Genomic DNA, 22208 nt, shown 5'->3' on the forward strand with positions numbered 1-22208 from the left:
ATAGCTAAATTCATCTTAAACAACACGTTCGATTTTCCGCTGGAAAATCTAACTTAACAAGAAAATAATCGTTCACGCAGCCGCTACTGCGCCAAGCCGCGGAACGTTGTACCTAATTTTAAAAGACCAAAAGACGAATGAACATATTTCCCAAAAGCGATTATACTTTCAAAATAATTGGAGAAGAAACAGAAACTCTTGAACGTTTGAAAAGAAGAACCGAACTGTCTGAAAGTTTGACTTCAAAAATAACCGACAAATCATTTCGCGGAATAATTAAAGGCAATACATTTAGGATAATATCCTCAGAAATTGGAAAAGGTGCATTTTGTGTTTTAACAGGCGAAATTGAGGATAAAGATGGACAAGTTGAAGTTGAAATAAATAAAGCTTTCCGAATTTTGCTAAGTGTTGTATTATGCTTTCCTTTCATTGGTTTAATTGCTCAATTTTTTTCTAACAAAGAAGAGTTTTCAATAATCTTTATACTTGTGGCAATACTACAATTATTAATGATTAGGTATGTATTTATTGAATTTGCATTTCGAAGATTCTCAAAATCTAGTCTAAATAAATTGAGTGACGTATTGGACATAGATCACCTTGAAAAAAACTAGGTACAACACACGCTACAAAAACACTGCATAAACTTAAGAACACTAAATATAAAAAGCTTAAAACAGAATAATATATGCTTGCTCATTTTGAAAAGCTGATTAAAAAAGCTTATCCCGCTTTTAATTCAAGAGACATTGACACGGCACTTTCAACATTTCATTCAGATGTTCAATGGTCAAAAGCCTTTGAGGGTGGTTATGTGACTGGACACGAAGCAATAAGAAGTTATTGGACCAGACAATGGTCTGAAATCAATCCAACTGTTGAACCAATCCGGTTTAATCAACGACTAAATGGAACATTCGAAGTAACTGTTCACCAAATTGTTAAAGACTTGCAAGGAAATGTAATCTTTGATGGAGAAGTAAAACACATCTATACATTGGAAGACAACTTATTACGAAGAATGGATATTGAAACAGAATAGCAGTAATCAAACTATTTTAAACTAGGTAAAAACCCGAAATACTAAAAGCCTTTTTTACAAAAGCGGAGTGCTAAATCCCTTACCTTCAAAAAACAGTAAAACCTCTCGATTTCAAATTGTTACAATTCAAAGCTATAGTACTTATGGTATCTTCTAAACTTGAATATATAACTGATATCGGTAAATTCCTGTGATGTGCTTCATTCTTAAAAACACGAAAAAAAACACGTGCCTTATAAGATAAAATTGCACGTATGAGAAAAACTCCTTAACTTTGCACGTATAAGTTTAACCTAAAAAGGTCGTGTATCATGAATACTAAGCTGACATTAACAATCGAACAATCTGTAATTAAAAAAGCTAAAGAATATGCCAAAGAAAGAGAGCGTAGTTTATCCGATTTAATTGAAAATTATTTAAAAGCATTAACAAAGGATAATGATTACAATGATATTGAATTGACTCCTATCGTTAAATCATTAAAGGGATCATTTAATGCTCCAAAAAATATTGATTATAAAAAAGAGTTAACCAATAGATTATCTGAAAAATATTTATAATCTATGACAAAAATTCTAATCGATACGGATGTAATTCTTGATTTCTTTTTTGATCGGGAACCATTTTCAGATAACGCAGCAAAAATTTTATCCCTTTGTGAATCAAAAGAAATTATAGGATTTGTCACTCCTGTAATTATAAGCAATGTCTATTATTTACTAAGACAAACTGCAAAACATGAAAAAGTAATAGAAAAGTTAAAAATGTTAGTTTCAATTACAGAAATTCTGGTAATTACTAAAGACTCCATCTTACAAGCATTAAATTCAGAGTTCAAAGATTTTGAAGATGCTTTACAAAACTACTCAGCGGAACTGAATAAAGAAATTGATATTATAATTACACGTAATACTAAAGATTACAAAAACAGTTCTTTAGGCGTTATGACACCGGATAATTATCTAAAAATGAGGATTTCCAGCCGTTAACAGCGGTGCCGGACAATTGATACTTTAATGCAAAAATTAAAGTAGGTTTTATATTTAAGATGATTTGCTTCGCCTGTTCGCTATTGCCGGGGTGACAAATCCGAAAAGAGGGCTTAATTTACTACCAAATCAGCTGTAGTAAAGTACGTCAATCAAGAAAAATCCACCCTAAAATAAAAAAGTTTTCTGCACAAGTAGCTCCTAACCATTTTATTAGAAAACAGCAGCAAAATTTATTGATTTATACTATCCGTAGCTGTTCGTTTTTTATCTAAATAAAACTATATTTGCGCCCTCAAGGCAGTTCGCTGCTTATGCTACGGGCGTAGTTCAAGGGTAGAATAGCGGTCTCCAAAACCGTTGATGGGGGTTCGAATCCCTCCGCCCGTGCTACCACAAAATTTCAAAAAAACAAAGCCGCAAGAAACAATTCCTGCGGCTTTTTTTTGTGTTTTATTATCCGAAAACGCTATCAATGGTTTTTTTACTAAAATGGTTCTCGATACAAATTTTCTGAAAAAGCTATTCGCATTTTCTGAAATTCACTCGAACTGATGGGAAAACTGCAACGTCATTTTATATTGTTCTTTTTAGAATAAAAATTATACCTCGAACTGACGAAAAATTACTATCAAAAACTAATTACACCCAACGGGTTATTTATCAAAATCCTTATTTAATTCTTTCATTCCTTCAAAAACAAGTCTGGCTATTTCTATACCTCCTTTAGTTTGAAAATGGGTATTGTCTTTTTGTCCATTAGGATAAGCTTCATATAATCCTGCCGGGAAATTCATAAAATAGTTTTCTGTAACATAAGACTCCCCTTTTTTAGTAAAATAATCCATAGATTTTTTATTCAAATCTATAAATTTCACATTCATCTCTTGCGCTATCTCTTTTACGGCTTGATCATACAATCCATGAACATTTTGTAATTTTCCATCTACCCAAGGATAATTCCTGGCCACAGGAGTTAAAATAATGGGATGAGCTCCTTTTAATCTGGTTTGGCTTACAAATAATCGTAAAAATTCTTTATAGCCTTCAACATCTACATATCTTTCTGTTTTATCTACAGCGGCATCATTATGTCCAAATTGCATCAAAACCAAATCATCTTTTTTAAGATTTTCATACACCGCTCTCCATCTTCCTTCTTGGAAAAATGTTCTTGTACTGCGACCTCCTCTTGCACGATCATCAACAAAAGCACTATCTGCTTTGATAATATTTTTAACTTGTTGCAGACTATCAGAAACTAAAAATCGCTGAAAAACCTGTCCCCAGCCCGTAACCGGATATCTGGTTTTCATATACTCTTTTCCTTGTTCATAATTATTAGCATAATCAGCCACAGTAGAATCTCCAATTAAGTAAACCGTTACAGTGTTTTTTTTTAAACTGAAAGCCATAATTGTAAGACTAACTATAACACAAATTGCAGGAATTATAAATTTTATTTTCATATTATTTGTTAAAAATTTTGATTAAAAAACCATCGATATATTGAATGGTTGGTTCAAACCAAGGATTAAAGAGGCAAAAAGTATGTGGTGAATTTTCGAATTCATGCACTTCAGAGTAGATTCCGTTTTTGTCCAAAACTTTTCTGTAATCGTCGCGTCCGGCGTGCATTCTTGCTACGGAGCTATTGATGAATAATGTTGGCGGCGTGCTGGCACTTACATAACTCAATGGCGATGCGGCTTCCCAAAGCTTAGGATTGTCTTTTTTAGAATAACCAAACCAATAGGTTCCTGCCGAAATGTTTTTGCTGTCATCACCTTCGCCTCCTTCAGGATGCACAAAGGACAAGGTTCCATCAATATCCACTACGGCATTGACTTGAGATTGAGAATCCGAATTGGTCACCACTCCTTCAAAAAGTGGCATATTGCCTGTTGTTCCCATAAATGCTGCCATTTCTCCACCAGCGGAGAATCCTAAAGCCACAATTTTATTAGGATCTACATGGTATTGACTGGCATTTTTTCGAACCCAACGAATAGCCGCTTTCACATCATAAATAGCCGCCGGAAAAAGCGCTTCGGTCGAAAGTCGGTATTCCGGAGTGAAACACACATAACCCAAACTCGCTAACTTTTGCGCCATCGGATGGTGCTGTTCTCTGCTTCCGGAACGCCAACCTCCACCGTGAATGATGATGATTGCGACTTGTTTTTTCTTTGCATTTTTATCATAAAAAGCGTCTAATTTCATTTTGCGTTTGCCATAACTGCAATACACAATATTATTTTTTTGCTTTACATTTTCAAAATTCATTTCGGCAACCATCGTGGTATTGGGATGGTATTTCAATGTCTTTTTAAAAGCACTCGCTGTCGCAAAAGATGTATCTCTTACTTGAGTTAAACCTTTTAAATATTGTGCATTTAGATTTTGAAAGAAAATCACAAAAAACAAAAACGATATTGTTTTTAAGTTTTTGTTTATATCATACAATCCTACTTTTTTCATTGATCCTTTTTTATTTAATACTTCTTTTGAATGAATTTATAAAAACATTCCATAAGCCAAAATTCAAACCCACTCATTTGGCTAAAGCCTATTTTTCGATATTAATATTAAAACTATTCATTTTTTTAACTATTTCACCTTAAAACTATAGGTTTTTCCGGCAACGGTATTAAAATCATACTCCTTGGTTTCAGGAAGTTTGAATCCTTTTAAATCGGCTTTTTCTGAAATTAATGGTTCTTTGATTGGGGATATTTGGTAAAAAGGGTTCGTGTTTTCTCCTTTGGCAACAGCCAGCTTAACTTCTCCATCAAGAACAACATCCGAAGCCAGACGCAATCTGCAATTTCCTCCCAACTCTGATTTTACGGTTAGCTGTTTTAGCTTTCCGTTTTCCCATTCGATATCCATTTCAAAACCTCCTCTGGCTTTTAAACCGCTAACTTTTCCGTTTTTAAAATCATCCGGTAAGGCTGGAAGTACATAAATTACCCCATCATAACTTTGTAACAACATCTCCGTAATTCCGGCAGTACAACCAAAATTCCCATCAATTTGAAAAGGTGGATGCGCATCTAAAAGATTGGGATAGGTTCCGCCAGACTGCCCTTTAGTCTCCATTGGCGCCGGACTTAGCTGGTCTTTTATCAATTTGAAAGCTCTGTTTCCGTCTAATAAGCGAGCCCACCAATTTACTTTCCAGCCCATAGACCATCCTGTAGAAACATCGCCTCTTGAAATCAAGGTATTTTTTGCTGCTTCGACTAATTGCGGTGTTCTGAATGGTGAAATTTGTCCGGATGGAAACAAGCCATACAAGTGAGAAATATGCCTGTGATGATCATTTGGTTTATCCCAGTCATGCAACCATTCCTGCAATTGCGAAAGTTGACCAATTTGCATTGGAGGCAATCTTTTTAGAGCAACAGCAACCGAATCAGCAAACGATTTATCAGTTTCTAAAATTTCAGAAGCATTAACAATATTATTGAAAACATCAAAAACCAACTGATTGTCCATGGTCGTTCCCGCAGAAATCCCTACACTGCTCTCATACGTATTTTCGGGAGACATTGACGGAGCAACAACCAGCCATTTGTGTTCCGGTTCTTCCTGAAGCACGTCCAGATAAAATTGAGCCGCCCCTTTTAAAACCTGATAATACTCTTTTAAAAATGCTTTATCGCCAGTGTACAAATAATGTTGCCACAAATGCTGCGTTAACCAGGCACCTCCCATGGGCCAAAGCCCATAAAAACCGCCATCTACCACTCCAGTCATCCTCCATAAATCGGTATTGTGGTGCATGTTCCAGCCGCGGGCATGGTACATTTCGGAAGCGCTTTCCTTTCCTGTCTGGGCTAAATCTTTCAGCATACTGAATAATGGCTGGTGCATTTCGCCCAGATTCGTAATTTCGGCTGGCCAATAATTCATCTCGGTATTAATATTTACCGTGTATTTACTGTCCCATGAAGGATTTAATTTATGATTCCAAATTCCCTGAAGATTCGCTGGCTGATTTCCGGGCTGCGAACTCGAAATCAACAAATACCTTCCAAACTGGAAATAAAGCCCTACTAATTGCGGATCATAAGAAGTCGCAAATTCTTTAATTCTTACATCAGTAGTTTTATTGGACTGAGGCGAATCACCCAGATACAAAGAAACTCTGTTAAAATACTTTTGGTAGGCTGCAACGTGTTTTTGGTAAGATTCGGTATAGCTTTTTTTCGAAGCTTTAGCTAAAATAGCAGACGCTTTTTCAGTTGCATCAACCGAAAGATCCTTATAGTTTTTAAAATTGGTTGCAATCGAAATTCGGATAATAACCTCATCAGCATTGATGATGGTAAGTTTATCTGTAGATGCAGTTAATTTTCCTCCTTTTAGAGTACATGCTGCTTCACCCACAAATTTTATTTTCCCTTTTTTATTGTCGGCATCACCAGTTGTTCCTTCAAAAAACAGTTGGTTATCCTGCGTTTTAAAGTTGCTAACTAGTTGCGGACTTGTAGCTGACAAAGAAAAACTAATGCTTTTTTTCTTATCGGCAGTTAATTTTACTACAATAACATCATCAGCAAAAGAAGCAAAAACTTCTCGTTTATAGTTGATACCTTTAGCCTTATAGCTCACAGACGAAACTGCTTTTTCTATATCCAAATCCCTTTTATAATCAGAATAATTTTCGTGTCCCGGATATTCAATCCACAAACTTCCTACCGTTTGATACGGCATTCCGTAGTTTAAATCTTTAGGAGCTTGTCTCGGAAAAGTTTCATTGGCTAAATCCTGAGCTTCTTTATTTTTATTTTCGAAAAGTAATTTTCGTATTTCTTCAATATTAGAATAGACATTTTTAGGGACATTATTTCCTGGTTCACCAGCCCAAACGGTTTCTTCGTTTAATTGTAGTTCTTCTTTTCCAGGGTTTCCAAAAACCATCGCACCCAAACGACCGTTTCCTATTGGCAAGGCTTCATTCCAATTAGTAGAGGGTTTGTCATAATGCAATTTTAATTTTTGCTGGGCATTACCCTGAAAAAATGTTATCGAAACTACTAAACAACTGGCAATAATTTTAATTCTGTTCATTCTTTATTTTTATTATATAATTTTTATTTATAGTCGAATATCAATCTTATAAAGCTGGTTTCCAATCTTTAAAAATAGCACTTAAAGTATATTGATTAGTAACCTGCTCTAATGTTAATTGATGCGACCAACTCACACGAGAAGCCGCATTTGCTCCTGAACCAGTCGATAAATATTCTGCATAGAAAGTAGTGGTTTCTGCCTCTGGCTTACTCCAATTGTGCCAACCTTCCGGTTTAATGTGAGCCGCCATTTCGCATTTAACAAATACCGTTTTAGCATAATTTCTCCAAGGTCGTCCCAGATAATAACTACTATTCCCTGAGTTTGTAGTCAATTTACAATTCAGAAATACCAAACCATAAGGATTTTTTTCGTCTGTACTGGCGGCAGTAAGATAAGCTCCTCCAGTTTTTGCAAAAATTTCACATTGATCAAAAACAGCTGTTGAAGCTCCAAAAATAAAGTCGGTGGTTCCTTCTATATAACAATTTTTATAGTATTGTCTGCTGGTTGTGCTTCGTGGATAAAGTGTGTCCTGAAAACCCAGAAATTTACAATTATCAAAAACTATTTTATCGCCATCAACTCTAACAGCTACCGCCTGACCTACCGGTCCGGATGAATTTTCGAAAGTAATATTCTGAGCTTTAAAACTATTTCCCGTAACAATAAAACTAGCCGATCCTGATGTTCCTATTTCCAGCCCTCCACTGTTTTTCTTAGAAGCATAATCATCGTAAGTAAGAATTACCTTCTCCTTGCTTTCCCCTATCAAACTGATATTATTTTTGTTTAAAGGCACTTCCAGTTTTTCTTTATACACTCCATCTTTTATAAAAATTTTAGTTTCTATTTTTTTCGAAAAAGCAACGGCATCAAGTGCTGCCTGAACCGTGGTAAAATCCCCTGTTCCTTTAGCATCTACAACAATATCATAGCTTACAACTTCTTCAGGAGTTTCTTCAGTTTGAGTTTCTTTTGGATCATCGTTTGACGAACAGTTTAGAAAAAAAACAGACGCTATTAAAAAATTTAAAATCATTAATTTATTTTTATTTATCATTAGTACTCTCTTTAATTTGTGATTATAATTCGAAAAAAAAGCTTCAATCTATTTACTCACCATTAAGTGAAATAATAATCAATTAGAACTAAGAGCCTGTTTAATTTTGATGAATTTTTAAGAAATTTTCCGCCCTTTAGGGAGGGGAAAAGAAAATTTCTTTTTTTAAAATAAATTTAAACAGGCTCTAATTTTAATTATTTACAATCCATGTTTTGCTTTCCAATTAGTATATTCTGAACCAATTAAAGCTGAAGGCCAATTGCCATACCAGGAGTAACCTACTCTTCTTTCATTTTCTATTTCTGCCAATGTAGTTTTTGGAATTCCATCCCGACCACAAAACAGTGGTAAATTATTCGTTAAATCATAAAACCTTGCCCAGATTACATTGCCGGGAGAGGGAACAACAACTACATCCTGACCCGATGGCTGGGTAGCATCGGTAATCTTTTGTGTTGTGATGTCGAATAATTTAGCTCCATTAAACCAATCTACAGCATCTTTTACGGCTTGTTTGACTGCTGTCGAAGGTTGCTCAACAAGCATTAAAATACGCACAATAGCCACCGATTCTGAACCGCTAAAAGACGGCAATTCATAAGATCTGGCTAATGCAGGAAGTAAAGTCACCTCATCATGCTGTGCACACCAAACTGTTTTTTTGCCTTTATACGTAATTTGCGTTTGCAAAATAATATCGATCCCTTTGTTAAATGAAGTGACTGCCTTAGGTTTATAGGCAGGATTTACCAGTTCTAAATTGTTTTTCGCTTTTATAATATCCCACATCAGGTTCATCACATTAGCAATGGCATTATCATTATAAGTGATCTGATGTCTGTAGCTACTTTTGTCCGGATAATATTGTGGCCAACCCCCATTAGCATATTGTGCTAAAAATAGCCAGTCAATCGCTTTTTCGGCAGCTGCTAAATAATTTGGATTCTGAGTTGTTTTATAATCAGCGAGTAACCATCTCAATTCCGTTACCACGTGACCGTTGTCAATAGTAGTATCGGTATTGTTTTTTGTTGCCAATGCAGCAGCTTTTTCCTCAGTTGTAGGTGCTACATTATAATCATTTAAATCAGCAATAGTTTTTCCCCATCCTCCGTTACTTCTTTGCCATAACAAAATACTCTCACCTCTTACTGTAGTGGGATAAACGGTGGTAACACCTGAAATAATTATCTCAATTTGGGCACTTTTTCCGCTTCCATCAGTAGATGTAGCCGTTATGGTAACTGTACCATTGAGTTTAGGAGTTAGCAAACCATCGGCACTAATAGTTGCTATTGCCTGACTTGAAGTGGTCCAGGTAAGCGTTTTGTTAGTAGCATTTGCAGGAGTAATTTGGGTTGTTAATTGCAGTGGCTGACCGTTAGTGATTGCAGCGGCGGTAATAGCAATACTTTGTATCAATACTGCTGAACCGGTAATTCCTGAAACAGTATAGGTTTTATCTCCTTTAACTCCTGAACCATCTTTTGCTGTAGCAGTAACTTTAACCGTTCCGTTTTTGAGTCCTGTTAAAAGTCCGGTTTCGGTAATTACTGCAATCTCAGAATCAGAAACACTCCAAGTGACTTCTTTTTGACTGGCATCTGTTGGAAGTACTGTCGCAGTGAGTTGTTTGGGTGTCCCGGAAAGTGTATTGTCTCCATTGATTACAATTGTTTTTACTTGTATTTCTTTATCCATATCGTCTTTCGAACAGGAAAACAAAAAGAAGAATACTAAACCTATTAGAGCTATACTATTTTTCATATTTCTATTTTTTTATTTATAATTAATTGTATTGTCCTGAATTTACTGTTTCAACTATGCTGTTAACATATACTTCTATATTATCATAAGCAGTACTTAATTCTTTTCCGTTAGCATTAGCCAGTTTGGGATTGAGTTTCATTTTAATTTCCCATTCGTCCGGCATTCCGTCATTATCAGTATCTAATAAAGGTGTCGTGCTTTTTAGTTCAGGCCAGCCTCCTACATCCGTTTGAGAATCGATAGCACCTTTAGTCCCTCCATTCGAACCTTCAAACGAATAGGTTTTGTTTTTAACGTTGTCCACAATACGTTTATCAACAGCATCCCGTACTAAATTAGCACCACCGTAGGCAAGGACTCTGTCGTAAGCAACAAGAGCGGTATGGGTAGTTACATTATTTTTTATATCTAAAGGCTGGGCTAATTTCATAGCGGCTTTATCTGCATCGGTGATCACTCCATAACTGGAATGAAACTGATTGTAAACTCCAAAATCCCAGTTATTTTCGGTTGTAGCCGGACTGCCGTCGACATAATTTCCGCTGATATAAAATTTGCCCCAAATATCATAGACTTCAGTTCCTGAAATTTTATTTTTATCAATAGAAACAATGCGCGTTGTTTTAGAAGTCATAGGTCCCGGTTTATAATAACAGTTGATGATGTTTACATTCATGGCTTCGCCTCCATAACAGCTGTTTCCTCCCCAATTGTAGATTACATTGTTTCTCAAATCGACTAAATCAGTCAAAGCAAATGCTTTCCCGGCTTCTTCACCCAATCGTGGATTTCGGCTATCGTGATGTGCTAAAAGATTATGATGAAAAGAAGCATTTTTACCTCCCCAAACTCCGCCATAACCATGCGAACCCTTGACATGAAAGGAAGTTTTTAAACTTTCGGAAATAAAACACCATTGCACACTGGTGTTTTCATTGGCATAAAAAGAAACACATTCATCAGTACACCAGCTCATGGAACAATGGTCTATAATGATATTTTTATGAAAACGTCCTCCTAATGCATCCCCTTCCTGCTGAGCTTCATCACCCATTCGGAATCGCATATAGCGGATAATAACATTATCGGCAGCTACAGAAACAGGATAATCTTTAACACAGATTCCGTCTCCCGGAGCCGATTGTCCCGCTATAGTTATATTGGGATTGCTGATTTTTAAAGCTGATTTAAGACTAATATTCCCTGATACTTTAAAAAGTAGAATACGTGCTCCGTCTGACTCTACTGCGGCTCTCAAACTTCCTGTACCGGAATCATTCAAATTAGTAACAAACAAAACTTTACCGCCTCTTCCTCCGGTTGTTTTTTGTCCAAATCCCTGTGCTCCGGGAAAAGCAAAAGCTTCCTCGTTAGTTTGTACCGGTTTGTCTGTTTCTGTCTCCGGAGTCGATGTAGTTGCTGAACCAGAATCTTTACTGCAAGCTGAAGTAGCCAGCATTAAAAAAATTAAATGGATTATTTTCATATATTCTTTAGATATAAAGATTTTTAAATTTGGGGCATACATAAAGAGGCATGCATAAATTAATAAGCATGCCTCAATAAAAAAACTAACAAACTAATTATTGTTATTTATGGGTCTTTAATGTGTCTGCAACAAGGAGAAATTTGTTGCAGACACTAAGTAAATTGATTTGTTTTAAGTACACTTTAACTTTAAAGCGATACAAACCAATTATAGTTTCAATCTCCATCTAGGATCACCTGCAGTTATTCTTCCTACAAAAGATTTATCCTTAAAATTAAAATCATTATTTTGTGGATCTACCCATAAATCATCTTGATTTTTGGAATATGTTTTTGGTGTTAAGTTAGGGACTTCTTTACTCCAGGTAATATCAGATGTGGTATAACTGTTTCCTACATCAAAACTGGTATTAGCTAACCCATTAACAATCCCTACAGTTGTCCAGGTGGTTGCAGCTCCCGTTTCATCCCAAGCATGACCGAAAATAGAATTTTTAATAGAAATTCCGTTAGTCACATTGTCATTATTAGCACCTCCATGATAACGGAAGTAGTTAGTGACATTAGCAAATGTACAGCCTTCAATTGCTATGCTTTCAGAATTGTTTCTGGAAACGATCAAATAAGTAACCTTGTTAAAAGTACTGTTTGTTAATTTAATATTCTTAACTGTAGCTGTTTGTGGGTTACCCGGATTGGTATCACAAGTTAACAAACCATAACCTCCAATACTATCTACTACAGAATTTTTAATTTCGTAAGTATTAATAAGTGCATTTGTACCTCTTAATCTTATCACTCCTCTAACAGTACCAATTTTACAATTATCGAATGTCAATTCATTTATAACTGTGTTTCCGCTAGAAGGGTTGAACACATAATTTCCAGCATAATTTTTTCCTCTAATTTCTAAATCGATAAAACGAATATGATCAATATTAGTACCGGATGCAATATTCATATTCCCGTCTTTATACAATTTAGCTTTTTGTTCACCAAATCCATAAGCAGCTCTAATAGTCACTGATTTATTGAGTGCATAGGTTGGCATGTCATAAATCATACCTCTTTTTACTAATATTATAGCACCTTCCGGAGCAGTTGCTAAAGCATTGTCAATAGCCGAAGGACTTGTATCAGCTCTAATATCTATAACTCCCGGACCATTAGGATCAATATCAGCTACTCTGGTTTTATAATCAACCCAGCCTCTAAGTGTTGTACCACTATAAATAGCAATCTGATAGCTTGTTTCAGGAGATAACCCTTCAACAAATGAAACTCCGGCTAATTGTTCTTCGGAAGACACAGCCTTTTCAGGAAACAAAGGTGTCTTAAGTTTTAAATCGTCTCCTGCGAAAACTTTAATTCCTGTAACTGCCTCACCTGCTACTGTCCATGATACTCTGGCAGCGATATCAGTCACATCAAAAGTAGCGGGAATATTTAAAATTGTTGGAAAACGTTCTGTTTTCACATTTCCTAAATCAGAAACCTTACTATCATACTGAGGATCTTGGGCATGTGCAGTTGCTCTAACCTGGTACAAGGTATTCCAAAATAATTCTTCACCAATGAGTTCCTCGTTAATTTCAACACGACTTACTTCAGTATTTATAGTATAATCAATGGTTTTAAAAGTATCTCTACTCACTTCTAAGGTGTAACCAATTGCTTCTTTTAATTTCCCCATGTTAACAATTACAACATTTCCTTCAGCGAATAAATCTTCTGAGAGTACTGGTCGAAACAAACGTGTCTTTGCAAATACTTCTTCGTCTGCCTGACAGGCGTTAAAGACTATAACGCTTAAGCATAAAAACAGTATCATCTTTATACTTAAAATATTATTTATATTTTTCATCTTTATATTTTTATAACTGGTTATTTAAATTCGTACCCATCATTGTTAAGTGTCCCGTCACTATTAGCTATATTAATTGCAGGAATTGGATATATATATCTGGCAACACCTGGTTTTGGTCCATCTAAATAATATTTTGAAAAATCCTTAGTAATCCACTCCTGATAAGTAGTTGTACTACTATACAATTGTAGTAAGAATGACTGTCTTTTCCATGTCTCATCAGGAGCTGTAGCAACTTTAGTATCCGGATTTAAAACAACAAAGTTACCTTTATCATCTACTTTCCAATACATATAATCAGGTCCTGTACCGGTACCTGCATTTGCCTCATCAGCTAATTTTTTCAGACCTTCAACAGTTTCTTCAACTTTTTCTGCATAAATACCCCATCTTATTAATTCATACTTACGAATCATTTCTCCACCAAATTCCCAAGCTCTTTCATCAACTATAGCGTCAAAAAAAGCATCCTTAGAGGTAGAGACCTGAGCAATATAACCATCCACTTTAGTGCCCCAGTCAGCTGGATCAAATGCTCTTTGACGTACTCTTTTAAGTGCATTTTGAGCATCAGCAGTTGGACCGTTCAATTCGTTTTCTGCTTCAGCATACATTAATAAAACATCAGCATAACGCATCATAGGCCAGTTGATACCAGTACCTTTTGCAGATTGTTTACCCGGAGGTGTATCCAGAAAATGTCTGCTCCACTTTCCTTGTGCAATGTTATTTACATTAGAAATAAACTCAGGTACAAAATCAGTATTGATTTTATACAAAGCACAAGTAACTTCTCTACGTTTGTCTTTACTATCAAAAGACAAGTAATACGTAACAGGGATTCCCATATAGTTGTTACCTGAACCATAATCATGTTTAGAAGTTGGCCCACCATCAACCGTAATTCCAATATTCCATGCTACATCACCACTTCCTTTTGGAAATGGAACTTCCCATAAAATTTCTTCATTCAAAGGTGTTAAAAACTTACATTGATTCATGAAAATTTGTCTAAAATCCGTAGGCAAAGCCCTGTCTTTAAGCGTGATTAATTTTTCAGTATAGTCCTTTGCAATTTGATAATAATCTAAATAATCACTATCTCTTACCATATTTAATTCCGGAGTCAAATAATAACCACCACGTTGCAATGATAGTCTGGCAATCATACCCAAAGCATATTCACGATTGACTTGCTCGATACCATAAGGAAGCTGATCAGCCCATAACATATTCTCTTCGATATCAATTATATTTTGAATTTCCTGAGTTAGAATTTCATTTCTATTCGATTTAGGAAGATTAAAATTCATCCCTGCTACAGGAGCCTGTGTTAAATAAGGTACATCACCAAAATAAAAAGATAACATACTATACCAATAAGCTCTAAGCACATAACATTCACCTAATAATTGATTAAAGGTTCTTTTTACACTCGCATCTGAAGATTCTAAATTACCACTTTGTTTTATTCCGTCAATAGCTATATTAGCATCTCTGATGGCACGGTAAGCATATGTCCATACAACATTTAAATCGCCATTAGTATCTAAAGCATTTAAATCCCATATCTGGTATCTGTCAGCAGAACTACTCCAACCGGATTGTCTTTCAATATCTGTATTTCCACACATATTGTTGGACAATCTGGATCTAAATGCGTCTTGTTGGAAATAAGAATACACTGCATTAACACCTTTTCTGGCATCATCAACATTAGAAAAGATATATTTATTATCAACCGTTGAAAGAGAATCAGGATCTAAAAAGTCTTTTTGACAAGAGGCTAATAGCAAAACTGCTAAAAGAGCCATTATATATTTTGTTTTCATATCTAAATATTTTATTTAAAATGTTACGTTTAAACCAAGCGTATAGGAACGACTTTTAGGGAAAGATGAATAATCCACACCCGGCGTTAATGGATTACTAGATTGTGAATTAACATCCGGATCGTAACCTGAATATTTTGTCCAAATATGTAAATTTCTACCTGTACCAAATATTCTGAATTGTGATAAACCTATCTTTGAAATAAGCTTTTTAGGTAAACTGTATCCTAATGTTAAATTGTTTAATCTTAAAAAGGATCCGTCTTCTATAGCAAAATCACTAATAACAGCCTGAGCAATACCAAAACTACTATGAGACCATATATTCTTACCTTCGTTCATTTCTGCTAATTGCGTCAAATCAGTCACTATACCTCCAGGAGTTCCGGTATATTGACCATCTATATCTACATAAGTAAACCTGTTATCGGAGCTCATTGTTGACAATAAATTACCATAAGTAACCCTTCTGAATTGATTGTACTGAATCTTACCCGTATTATAAACATCATTACCTACCTGATAATCAAAAAATGTAGATAAGTCGAAACCTTTATAAGTCAAATTGAAACCAAAACCACCCTGAAAATCCGGAGTTGCATTACCTAAAACTTTTCTGTCTTTATCATTGATTAATCCATCAGGAACATATTGTTGCTTTCCGTTAGCATCCAAAACAGGAGCTCCCTGATCATCAACAACTAATTCTGTTGGCAAATCTTTTATTTTCATGAAACCCGGTCTGATATTTGTATTTCCTACAAGCGCTCCACTGTTGGGTACACCTTCTTTTAATATGTACTTTTTAGTAGTTTCATCATAAGTTTGAAAATCATCTGTGGAATAATATCCATCGGTTACAAATCCGTAAAAATCTCCGATTTTACCACCTACTTTAACATAGAAATCATTAATGTTTTTTAAATCGGTACTTGCCCAATTGGATCTGATATTATTTAATTCGGTTATTTTTCCATCCAATTTATCAATTTTAAAATCGTTTTTTCCAATATTAGCATTAACCGAAAAACTAAAATCATCCGAGTCAACGATTATACCGTTCAATGCCAGTTCAAAACCTCTATTTGAGGTATTACCAATATTAGCAAATTGTCTATCAAAACCAGAACTAAGACTAATGTCTACCTGATACAATAAATCTCTTGTTATATTTTTATAGTAATCAACACTACCACTTAATCTTCTGTTAAAAAGACCAAAATCCAAACCAACATTCGCTGTTGCAGTAGTTTCCCATATCAAATCCGGATTATACAATGTATTAGAAGGTGTGTAATACAGATTATCAACATTTCCAAAACCAGGACCTCTTAAGGTAGAACCGGTAAATAAAAACTGTGATGCCTCAGTTGTTACCCCGTCATTTCCTGTTTCTCCATAACTTAATCTCAATTTTAACTCATCTACGAAATCTACATCTTTCAAGAAATTTTCATTGTTCATTTTCCAGGCAAATGCTAATGCCGGAAAAAGCCCTAATCTGTTTTTTCCTCTAAACTTACTCGATTCATCTGCTCTTCCGGTTAGTGTCCAGATATACTTATCATTTAACTGAAAATCAAATCTTCCGAAAAAAGATTTTCTATTAGCAGGAGTTGCCTCACCACCAGCTATCCTATCAACCCTACCAAACTGCATGTTTGCAAATAACTCCTCAGGGGTAATTGATAACCTGTAATCTTCTCCCCTTAAGAAATTATCTTTACCTGTTTTTGAGTAGATCTCCTGCCCTAATAAAACATCTAATTTGAGAGCATCCCATTTTTTTCTATAATTCAGGGTGTTTACTAAACGTAAGGTCTGACCTTCAGCAATTGTTCTTTCCCCTAATGGTAAACTTCCTCCATTATTAAAAGACTCTCCAGTAAGTGGTCCGTAGAATCTTAACTGTTCAGAATATGCTCTGGATGTAGTAAGAGTTGACTTAGCATCCAAATCTTTTAAGATAGACCAAGTCAATCCAGCAGAAAAAACATATTCATTCGTCGTTCTTTTTCTCCAGTCCTGTTTTATTAATTCACTTGGATCTACTAAACTCAGGATAAATTGTTGAAAATCATCATCACTATTTAGCTGAGTAAGATCGATATCCAGATCATCAGCAATACCATTTATAGGTCTTGCCTGAACTGCATCTTTTATTTTTAATTGTGCATTTGTAGAGGTACCTGCACCATCTATCACAGTATTAGTAATTCTTGCCGTAAAGTCAGCCTTAAGATTTTTAAATACCTGCTGATTTAATTTAAAGTTAATGGCTGTTCTTTGAAGTCCGGATCCATTTAATAAGCCCTCATCTTTATTATTTGTAAGACTTAAATTAGCTTTAGTTATCTCATTCCCTCCACCAATACTTAAATTATGAGATTGAGAAAGTCTTGATGCACCAAAAATTTTATCCTGCCAGTCAGTCGCTCTTTTTTGTTTATATAATTCTAAATCATCATATTTTCCATAGAATTTTTCAAAATTCTCCAACTGTGTGGTTCCCTGAATTGCTGCATATTCGTAATTAGCCAATGCAAATTCATACGGACTTAATACATCGTATTTTCTGTTTTTAGGTAATTCACTAAATTGGAAAAAATTATTATAAGATACATTTACCCTTCCTGCTACAGGATCTTTAGTTGTAACTACAATTACCCCGTTAGATCCTTGTGCTCCATAAATAGCCGTAGCTGCTGCATCTTTTAAAACATCAATACTGGCAATATCATTTACTGGAATATTATCGATACTTCCCACAATAAGTCCGTCTACAATAAACAAAGGATCATTATTTTGTGATATGGAAGTCCCTCCACGAACTCTAATCCTGATACTGGCACCCGGCTCACCATCAGCTGAAGTTACATTTACACCTGGTAATCTTCCTTTTAAAGCTTCGGCAGCATTAGTTACCGGTATTTTAGAAAGCTCCTTACTGGTAATACTCGCTGTAGCACCAGTCATATCAGCCTTTCTTACTTTTCCATAACCATAATTAACAACTATTTCATTTAATTCGCTAATATCTACCTGCATGGAAACATTGATCACAGTCCGGTTTTTTACTTCAACTACCTGATCTTTATAACCAATATAAGAGAATACTAAAGTAGCGTTTGGACTAATTGAATTAAATTTAAATTTACCATCCATATCGGTACTGGTTGATACAGATGTTCCTTTAACGACAACCCCTAGACCTGGCATTGGCATATTATTTTCATCTTTTACAACTCCTGAAACCGAAATAGCATCCTGCTCATCGTCTACTTTTACTATCGTATTCGTTTTTACCGGAACAACTTGCTCTTTCTTTTTTACTAATAATATCTGGCGATCATTAATAGTATAAGTAATATCAGTTCCTTTGAATACTTTTTCTAAAATTTCAGCTATTTTCTTTTTTTCAACATTCAGGCTAACCTTTCTGTCTAAATCAATCAAACTGCTTTCAAATAGAAATCGATACTCCGAAACAGACTCTATTTTATTGAATAGCTGCTCTACCGAAGTATTGTTCACATTTAATGTCAACTTTGTATTTTGTGAATAGGTACTGGCCTGGATTCTCACCAAAGACAGTATCAATAATAGTGTGGTTAGTTTCATTTTTAAGCTAATTTTAGGCAAATACGGACAAAGCCATTTCCCTTTAATTATTTTTTTCATAATTTTGGTTGTTTTTTAAATGATTTGATTTTCTACACTTCGTTTGAAAACACATTACTAAATCGGGAAATACTGGTCCTATTTTCCGATTTTTTTTTCATGTACTTCTTCTTAAAAAAATTACACTCTCATTTCATAAATTAGTTTAGTTTGTTAGTAAATTAGTTAGTTTATTGTTATTTGTTTTCCTTCTTTGCTGAAGCTAAAACTTTGAATTTTACTCATTGCTGTCAACACCTCTTCAATACTTTCTATATTTTTATTAAAACTGCCATTAAACTTTTTATCTAAAAGTTCTGTTTTGTTATTATTAATGGCAACATTATAACTGCGTTCCAGCTTAATGATAATGTCCTTAAAAGCTGTTTTTCTAAAAACAATTTCACCTGTCATCCATTCTGTATAGATTCGGGTATCTACTTTTTTAACTGCTATTGCTGTTTTTTGACTGTTCCAGGTTCCTTTTTCACCAGGAACAAGCATGGTGTTATTATTTGGCATCCCGGTATTTGACAAGCTAACCGAACCTTCCACCAATACCGTATTGATATCCGCATCTTCTTTGTAAGAACTCACGTTGAATTTAGTCCCTAAAACTTTCACATCTACTCCTCTGGTTTTAACTATAAAAGGATGTTTTTTATCTTTGGTAACATCAAAAAAAGCTTCTCCTTCTAAAACCACTTCTCTATGATGTCCTTTGATAAACTGAACCGGATATTTTAAAGAAGAACCCGCATTCATAAAAACCTGTGTACCATCCGATAAGGTGATTTCAAATGTTTTACCGTAAGGAATTTTAATTTCGTTATAAACTAATTCATCCGATGCATCCGATGCACTGTAGCTAATCTTATTTTCTTTTTGAGTGGCAACCACAGCTCCGTCTTTTTTTATCACTTGTTGTTCTCCATTAGGACTCAAAACCTGAATATCTCCATTTTCTAAAACCAGCTGAATAGCATCATCAGGGATTATGGTCTTCGTTTGATTATCTGTTTTATATTGAAAAACATAAACCAGACTTAATAAGCACACAAAGACTGCTGCATATTGAAAAATATTTTTCCAGTTGATTACAATGGGATCTTTTTTAAGCTTTATTTTTTCTTTTAATTCCTGCCAGTTTTCTTCAGCGTCCATTGATTCAACATACAATAAGGCTTCCTTAAGCATGCCGTTATCCTGAAGTTCTTTTATTAATTCCTGTTCTTCCTGAGACAACAATTCTATTCTGGAAGTTTCAACACTTCCATTATATACTATTTCTTTAAGAATATTAACCAAATTTGGGTTAGAGTCCATTACATATCTTGTTTGTTAAAGTTATGTTAGGAAAATATTATTTTAGGGTGACAGGATTCTTAATTTTTTTTTGATTATTTTTACATATAATGAAAAAAAACCAAGTTTTTATTTTACATTTGGCTTAATGTAATCCATTACAATAAGAAAAAACGCTATTTCTAAATGTCAAATCACAAAGATTTAAAAATATTTGAAGACTTGTACAAAGAGCATTTTGCCTTTTTATCTTTAGTTTCTTTTAACATAACTAAGGATAAAGACGTAGCAAAAGATGTTGTACAGGATTTTTTTATCTATATGTGGGAAAAAGAAAAAGCAATAAATTTTACCATCTCCTTTAAAGCTTATGCAGCAAGAGCAGTTAAAAATTTAAGCTTGCAGTATTTAGAAAAAAACACTACAATCAGTTTAGAAACAAAAAAAATTGTCCTTCCAAAAGCAGAAGAACAAGATGTTTTTGAAAAAGCAGAAGAAAGCAAGCAACCTAAAATACTTACTTTAGTAGATAAAATTCCTCAGGCAAGAAGAGAAATCTTTATGTCACATATTGTAGAAGGACACAGCTATACAGAAATTGCTGAAATGTACAACATCTCTGTAAACACTGTAAAAACACAAATGAAGAGAGCCTATGCTTTTTTAAGAGAATTTGAAAAGACAAGCACATTAACTACACTATTGTATTTTCTTTTTAATAAATAAATTCATCGAGAAAGGTTATTTAACAGAACTTGGCACACCTATTTTATCCCCTATTATAATTTCGTTTACACTAATATTTTGTGTATTGGTTAAAGTCATTCCGTTTTTAGCCGATTTGACAGTGATGTTATCCAAAATGATATTTTCGACTTTCTTTTCCGGAAAACCTTCGATAACAATGGCTGCATTAGAGGCCGACTCACAACTGATATTAGAGATAGAAACATCTGAAATTTTAGAAGGATACAAACCACCGCCTTCTCCGTGGTAATTTGCGGTCATATAAATACAATCTTCTACCTGACCGAATGCAATATTCGAAAAATACAAATCTTTCACATAACCGCCCCGATCAGAATTGGTTTTGATATAAATACCTCTTTTCAAATAACCACTGGCTTTACAATTATCAACAAACACATTGCGAACTCCAGCCGACATTTCGCTACCAATAACCACAGCATGTAACCCTTTAAATTCGCAATTTCGAATAACAATATTCTCTGATGGATTATTAGAATTAGCACGTCCTTCATCATCGCGTCCGGCTTTGATAGCCACATTATCGTCACCGTTATTAAACTGAATGTTTTCTATCAAAATATCGCTGGAATATTCCGGATCAATTCCGTCATTATTGTTATTATGAGCATCATATTTTAATCTGCGAAGCGTAATACTTTTCGATTTTAATAAATGTACACACCAAAAAGGAGAATCTTCGATGGTAATATCTTCGATCAAAATATTTTTAGAATTTAAAAACTGAATCATTTGAGGTCTTAAATAATGCCCTTTCCCAAAAACGCGGTCTTTTACAGCAACATTATTATGATTCATTTCACGGCTCAATAACTTGTCTTTTTCCTCCAGCGGTTTCCATTTAATCCAGGTATTTTTAGCTTCCCCATCAATTGTTCCGGTTCCGGTTATCGCTACATTTTCTACATTATTAGCATAAATCAACGGACTGTAATTGTACAACATCGTTCCTTCCCAACTTGTTAAAACTAAGGGATAATCATCAGGATTTGACCCAAAACGTATTTTTGCTCCTGCTTCCAGATGCAAATTCACATTACTGACAAAATGTATCGGACCGTTAACGGTATAAACCCCTTTAGGGACTACAATAGTTCCTCCTTTCCTTTTGTCACAGGCTTTCATGGCTTTATCGAAAGCTTGTTTACAATTAGTAACCGAATCCCCTTTAGCTCCAAATTGAGTGACACTAATTTTATATTCCGGGATAACCGGCAATTGAATGCGATTGACGATTCTTTCTATTTCAACCGTTTTATCTACCATTTTAGTTTGTGAACATAAAATATTAAAGCACAACAAAAGGACGAAGTAAAAAGAATTGTTTCTCATAATA

The 22208-nt window shown here is 34.7% G+C and carries 16 protein-coding genes and 1 tRNA gene; 6 read left to right on the forward strand and 11 right to left on the reverse strand.

Features of this window, described 5'->3' with window-relative positions; translation table 11 throughout:
- The first annotated feature begins 137 nt into the window (after positions 1-137).
- The 5 genes from BUB89_RS01300 to BUB89_RS01320 all read left to right on the forward strand — a co-directional run bounded on the left by BUB89_RS01300 (position 138) and on the right by BUB89_RS01320 (position 2424).
- Positions 138-617: a hypothetical protein gene (locus BUB89_RS01300; protein WP_073241103.1), complete on the forward strand. Its 480-nt coding sequence runs from the start codon at positions 138-140 to the stop codon at positions 615-617.
- A 74-nt stretch (positions 618-691) separates the two neighbouring features.
- Positions 692-1045 carry a nuclear transport factor 2 family protein gene (locus BUB89_RS01305; RefSeq protein ID WP_073241105.1) on the forward strand — a complete coding sequence of 118 codons (354 nt, stop codon included), beginning with the start codon at positions 692-694 and terminating at the stop codon, positions 1043-1045.
- A 311-nt stretch (positions 1046-1356) separates the two neighbouring features.
- On the forward strand, positions 1357-1605 hold the full coding sequence (locus tag BUB89_RS01310; RefSeq protein WP_073241107.1) for a DUF6364 family protein: 249 nt from the start codon (positions 1357-1359) through the stop codon (positions 1603-1605).
- A gap of 3 nt (positions 1606-1608) precedes the next feature.
- Entirely contained in the window at positions 1609-2034 is a 426-nt protein-coding gene (locus BUB89_RS01315) for a PIN domain-containing protein (RefSeq protein ID WP_073241109.1), read from the forward strand.
- Positions 2035-2353: 319 nt separating this feature from the next.
- Positions 2354-2424, forward strand: a tRNA-Trp gene (locus tag BUB89_RS01320).
- Positions 2425-2690: 266 nt separating this feature from the next.
- Here the strand turns inward: BUB89_RS01320 and BUB89_RS01330 are convergent.
- From BUB89_RS01330 to BUB89_RS01380, 10 genes are all read right to left on the reverse strand, one after another.
- On the reverse strand, positions 2691-3503 hold the full coding sequence (locus BUB89_RS01330) for a rhamnogalacturonan acetylesterase (RefSeq protein ID WP_073241113.1): 813 nt from the start codon (positions 3501-3503) through the stop codon (positions 2691-2693).
- Position 3504: 1 nt separating this feature from the next.
- Complete coding sequence (locus BUB89_RS01335) at positions 3505-4515, reverse strand: alpha/beta hydrolase (RefSeq protein WP_083552397.1); 1011 nt, start codon at positions 4513-4515, stop codon at positions 3505-3507.
- A 129-nt stretch (positions 4516-4644) separates the two neighbouring features.
- Positions 4645-7113 (reverse strand): glycoside hydrolase family 95 protein, encoded by a 2469-nt coding sequence (locus tag BUB89_RS01340; RefSeq protein WP_073241115.1) that lies wholly within the window; start codon positions 7111-7113, stop codon positions 4645-4647.
- Positions 7114-7159: 46 nt separating this feature from the next.
- A complete protein-coding gene (locus BUB89_RS01345; protein ID WP_083552457.1) occupies positions 7160-8158 on the reverse strand; it encodes a pectinesterase family protein in 999 nt (332 codons plus the stop codon).
- 222 nt (positions 8159-8380) lie between these two features.
- Positions 8381-9949, reverse strand: coding sequence for a pectate lyase (pelA, locus tag BUB89_RS01350; RefSeq protein WP_083552399.1), 1569 nt, complete (start codon positions 9947-9949; stop codon positions 8381-8383).
- A gap of 22 nt (positions 9950-9971) precedes the next feature.
- Positions 9972-11438, reverse strand: coding sequence for a pectate lyase family protein (locus BUB89_RS01360; protein ID WP_073241818.1), 1467 nt, complete (start codon positions 11436-11438; stop codon positions 9972-9974).
- Between the two features lie 210 nt (positions 11439-11648).
- Positions 11649-13304 (reverse strand): DUF4957 domain-containing protein, encoded by a 1656-nt coding sequence (locus tag BUB89_RS01365; RefSeq protein ID WP_073241119.1) that lies wholly within the window; start codon positions 13302-13304, stop codon positions 11649-11651.
- 20 nt (positions 13305-13324) lie between these two features.
- Positions 13325-15139: a RagB/SusD family nutrient uptake outer membrane protein gene (locus tag BUB89_RS01370; protein ID WP_073241121.1), complete on the reverse strand. Its 1815-nt coding sequence runs from the start codon at positions 15137-15139 to the stop codon at positions 13325-13327.
- A gap of 15 nt (positions 15140-15154) precedes the next feature.
- Positions 15155-18820 carry a TonB-dependent receptor gene (locus BUB89_RS01375; protein ID WP_073241123.1) on the reverse strand — a complete coding sequence of 1222 codons (3666 nt, stop codon included), beginning with the start codon at positions 18818-18820 and terminating at the stop codon, positions 15155-15157.
- 165 nt (positions 18821-18985) lie between these two features.
- The gene (locus BUB89_RS01380) at positions 18986-20125 is read right to left on the reverse strand and encodes a FecR family protein (RefSeq protein ID WP_073241125.1); all 1140 of its coding nucleotides are present in this window, start codon (positions 20123-20125) and stop codon (positions 18986-18988) included.
- A gap of 165 nt (positions 20126-20290) precedes the next feature.
- On the opposite strand from BUB89_RS01380, the gene BUB89_RS01385 reads away from it, so the two are divergent.
- Positions 20291-20830 carry an RNA polymerase sigma factor gene (locus BUB89_RS01385; RefSeq protein WP_073241127.1) on the forward strand — a complete coding sequence of 180 codons (540 nt, stop codon included), beginning with the start codon at positions 20291-20293 and terminating at the stop codon, positions 20828-20830.
- A gap of 15 nt (positions 20831-20845) precedes the next feature.
- On the opposite strand, the gene BUB89_RS01390 is transcribed toward BUB89_RS01385, so the two are convergent.
- On the reverse strand, positions 20846-22204 hold the full coding sequence (locus BUB89_RS01390) for a glycoside hydrolase family 28 protein (RefSeq protein WP_083552401.1): 1359 nt from the start codon (positions 22202-22204) through the stop codon (positions 20846-20848).
- Between the last annotated feature and the right edge of the window lie 4 nt (positions 22205-22208).

It is taken from the genome of Flavobacterium flevense (assembly GCF_900142775.1).
Taxonomy (GTDB): Bacteria; Bacteroidota; Bacteroidia; order Flavobacteriales; family Flavobacteriaceae; genus Flavobacterium; species Flavobacterium flevense.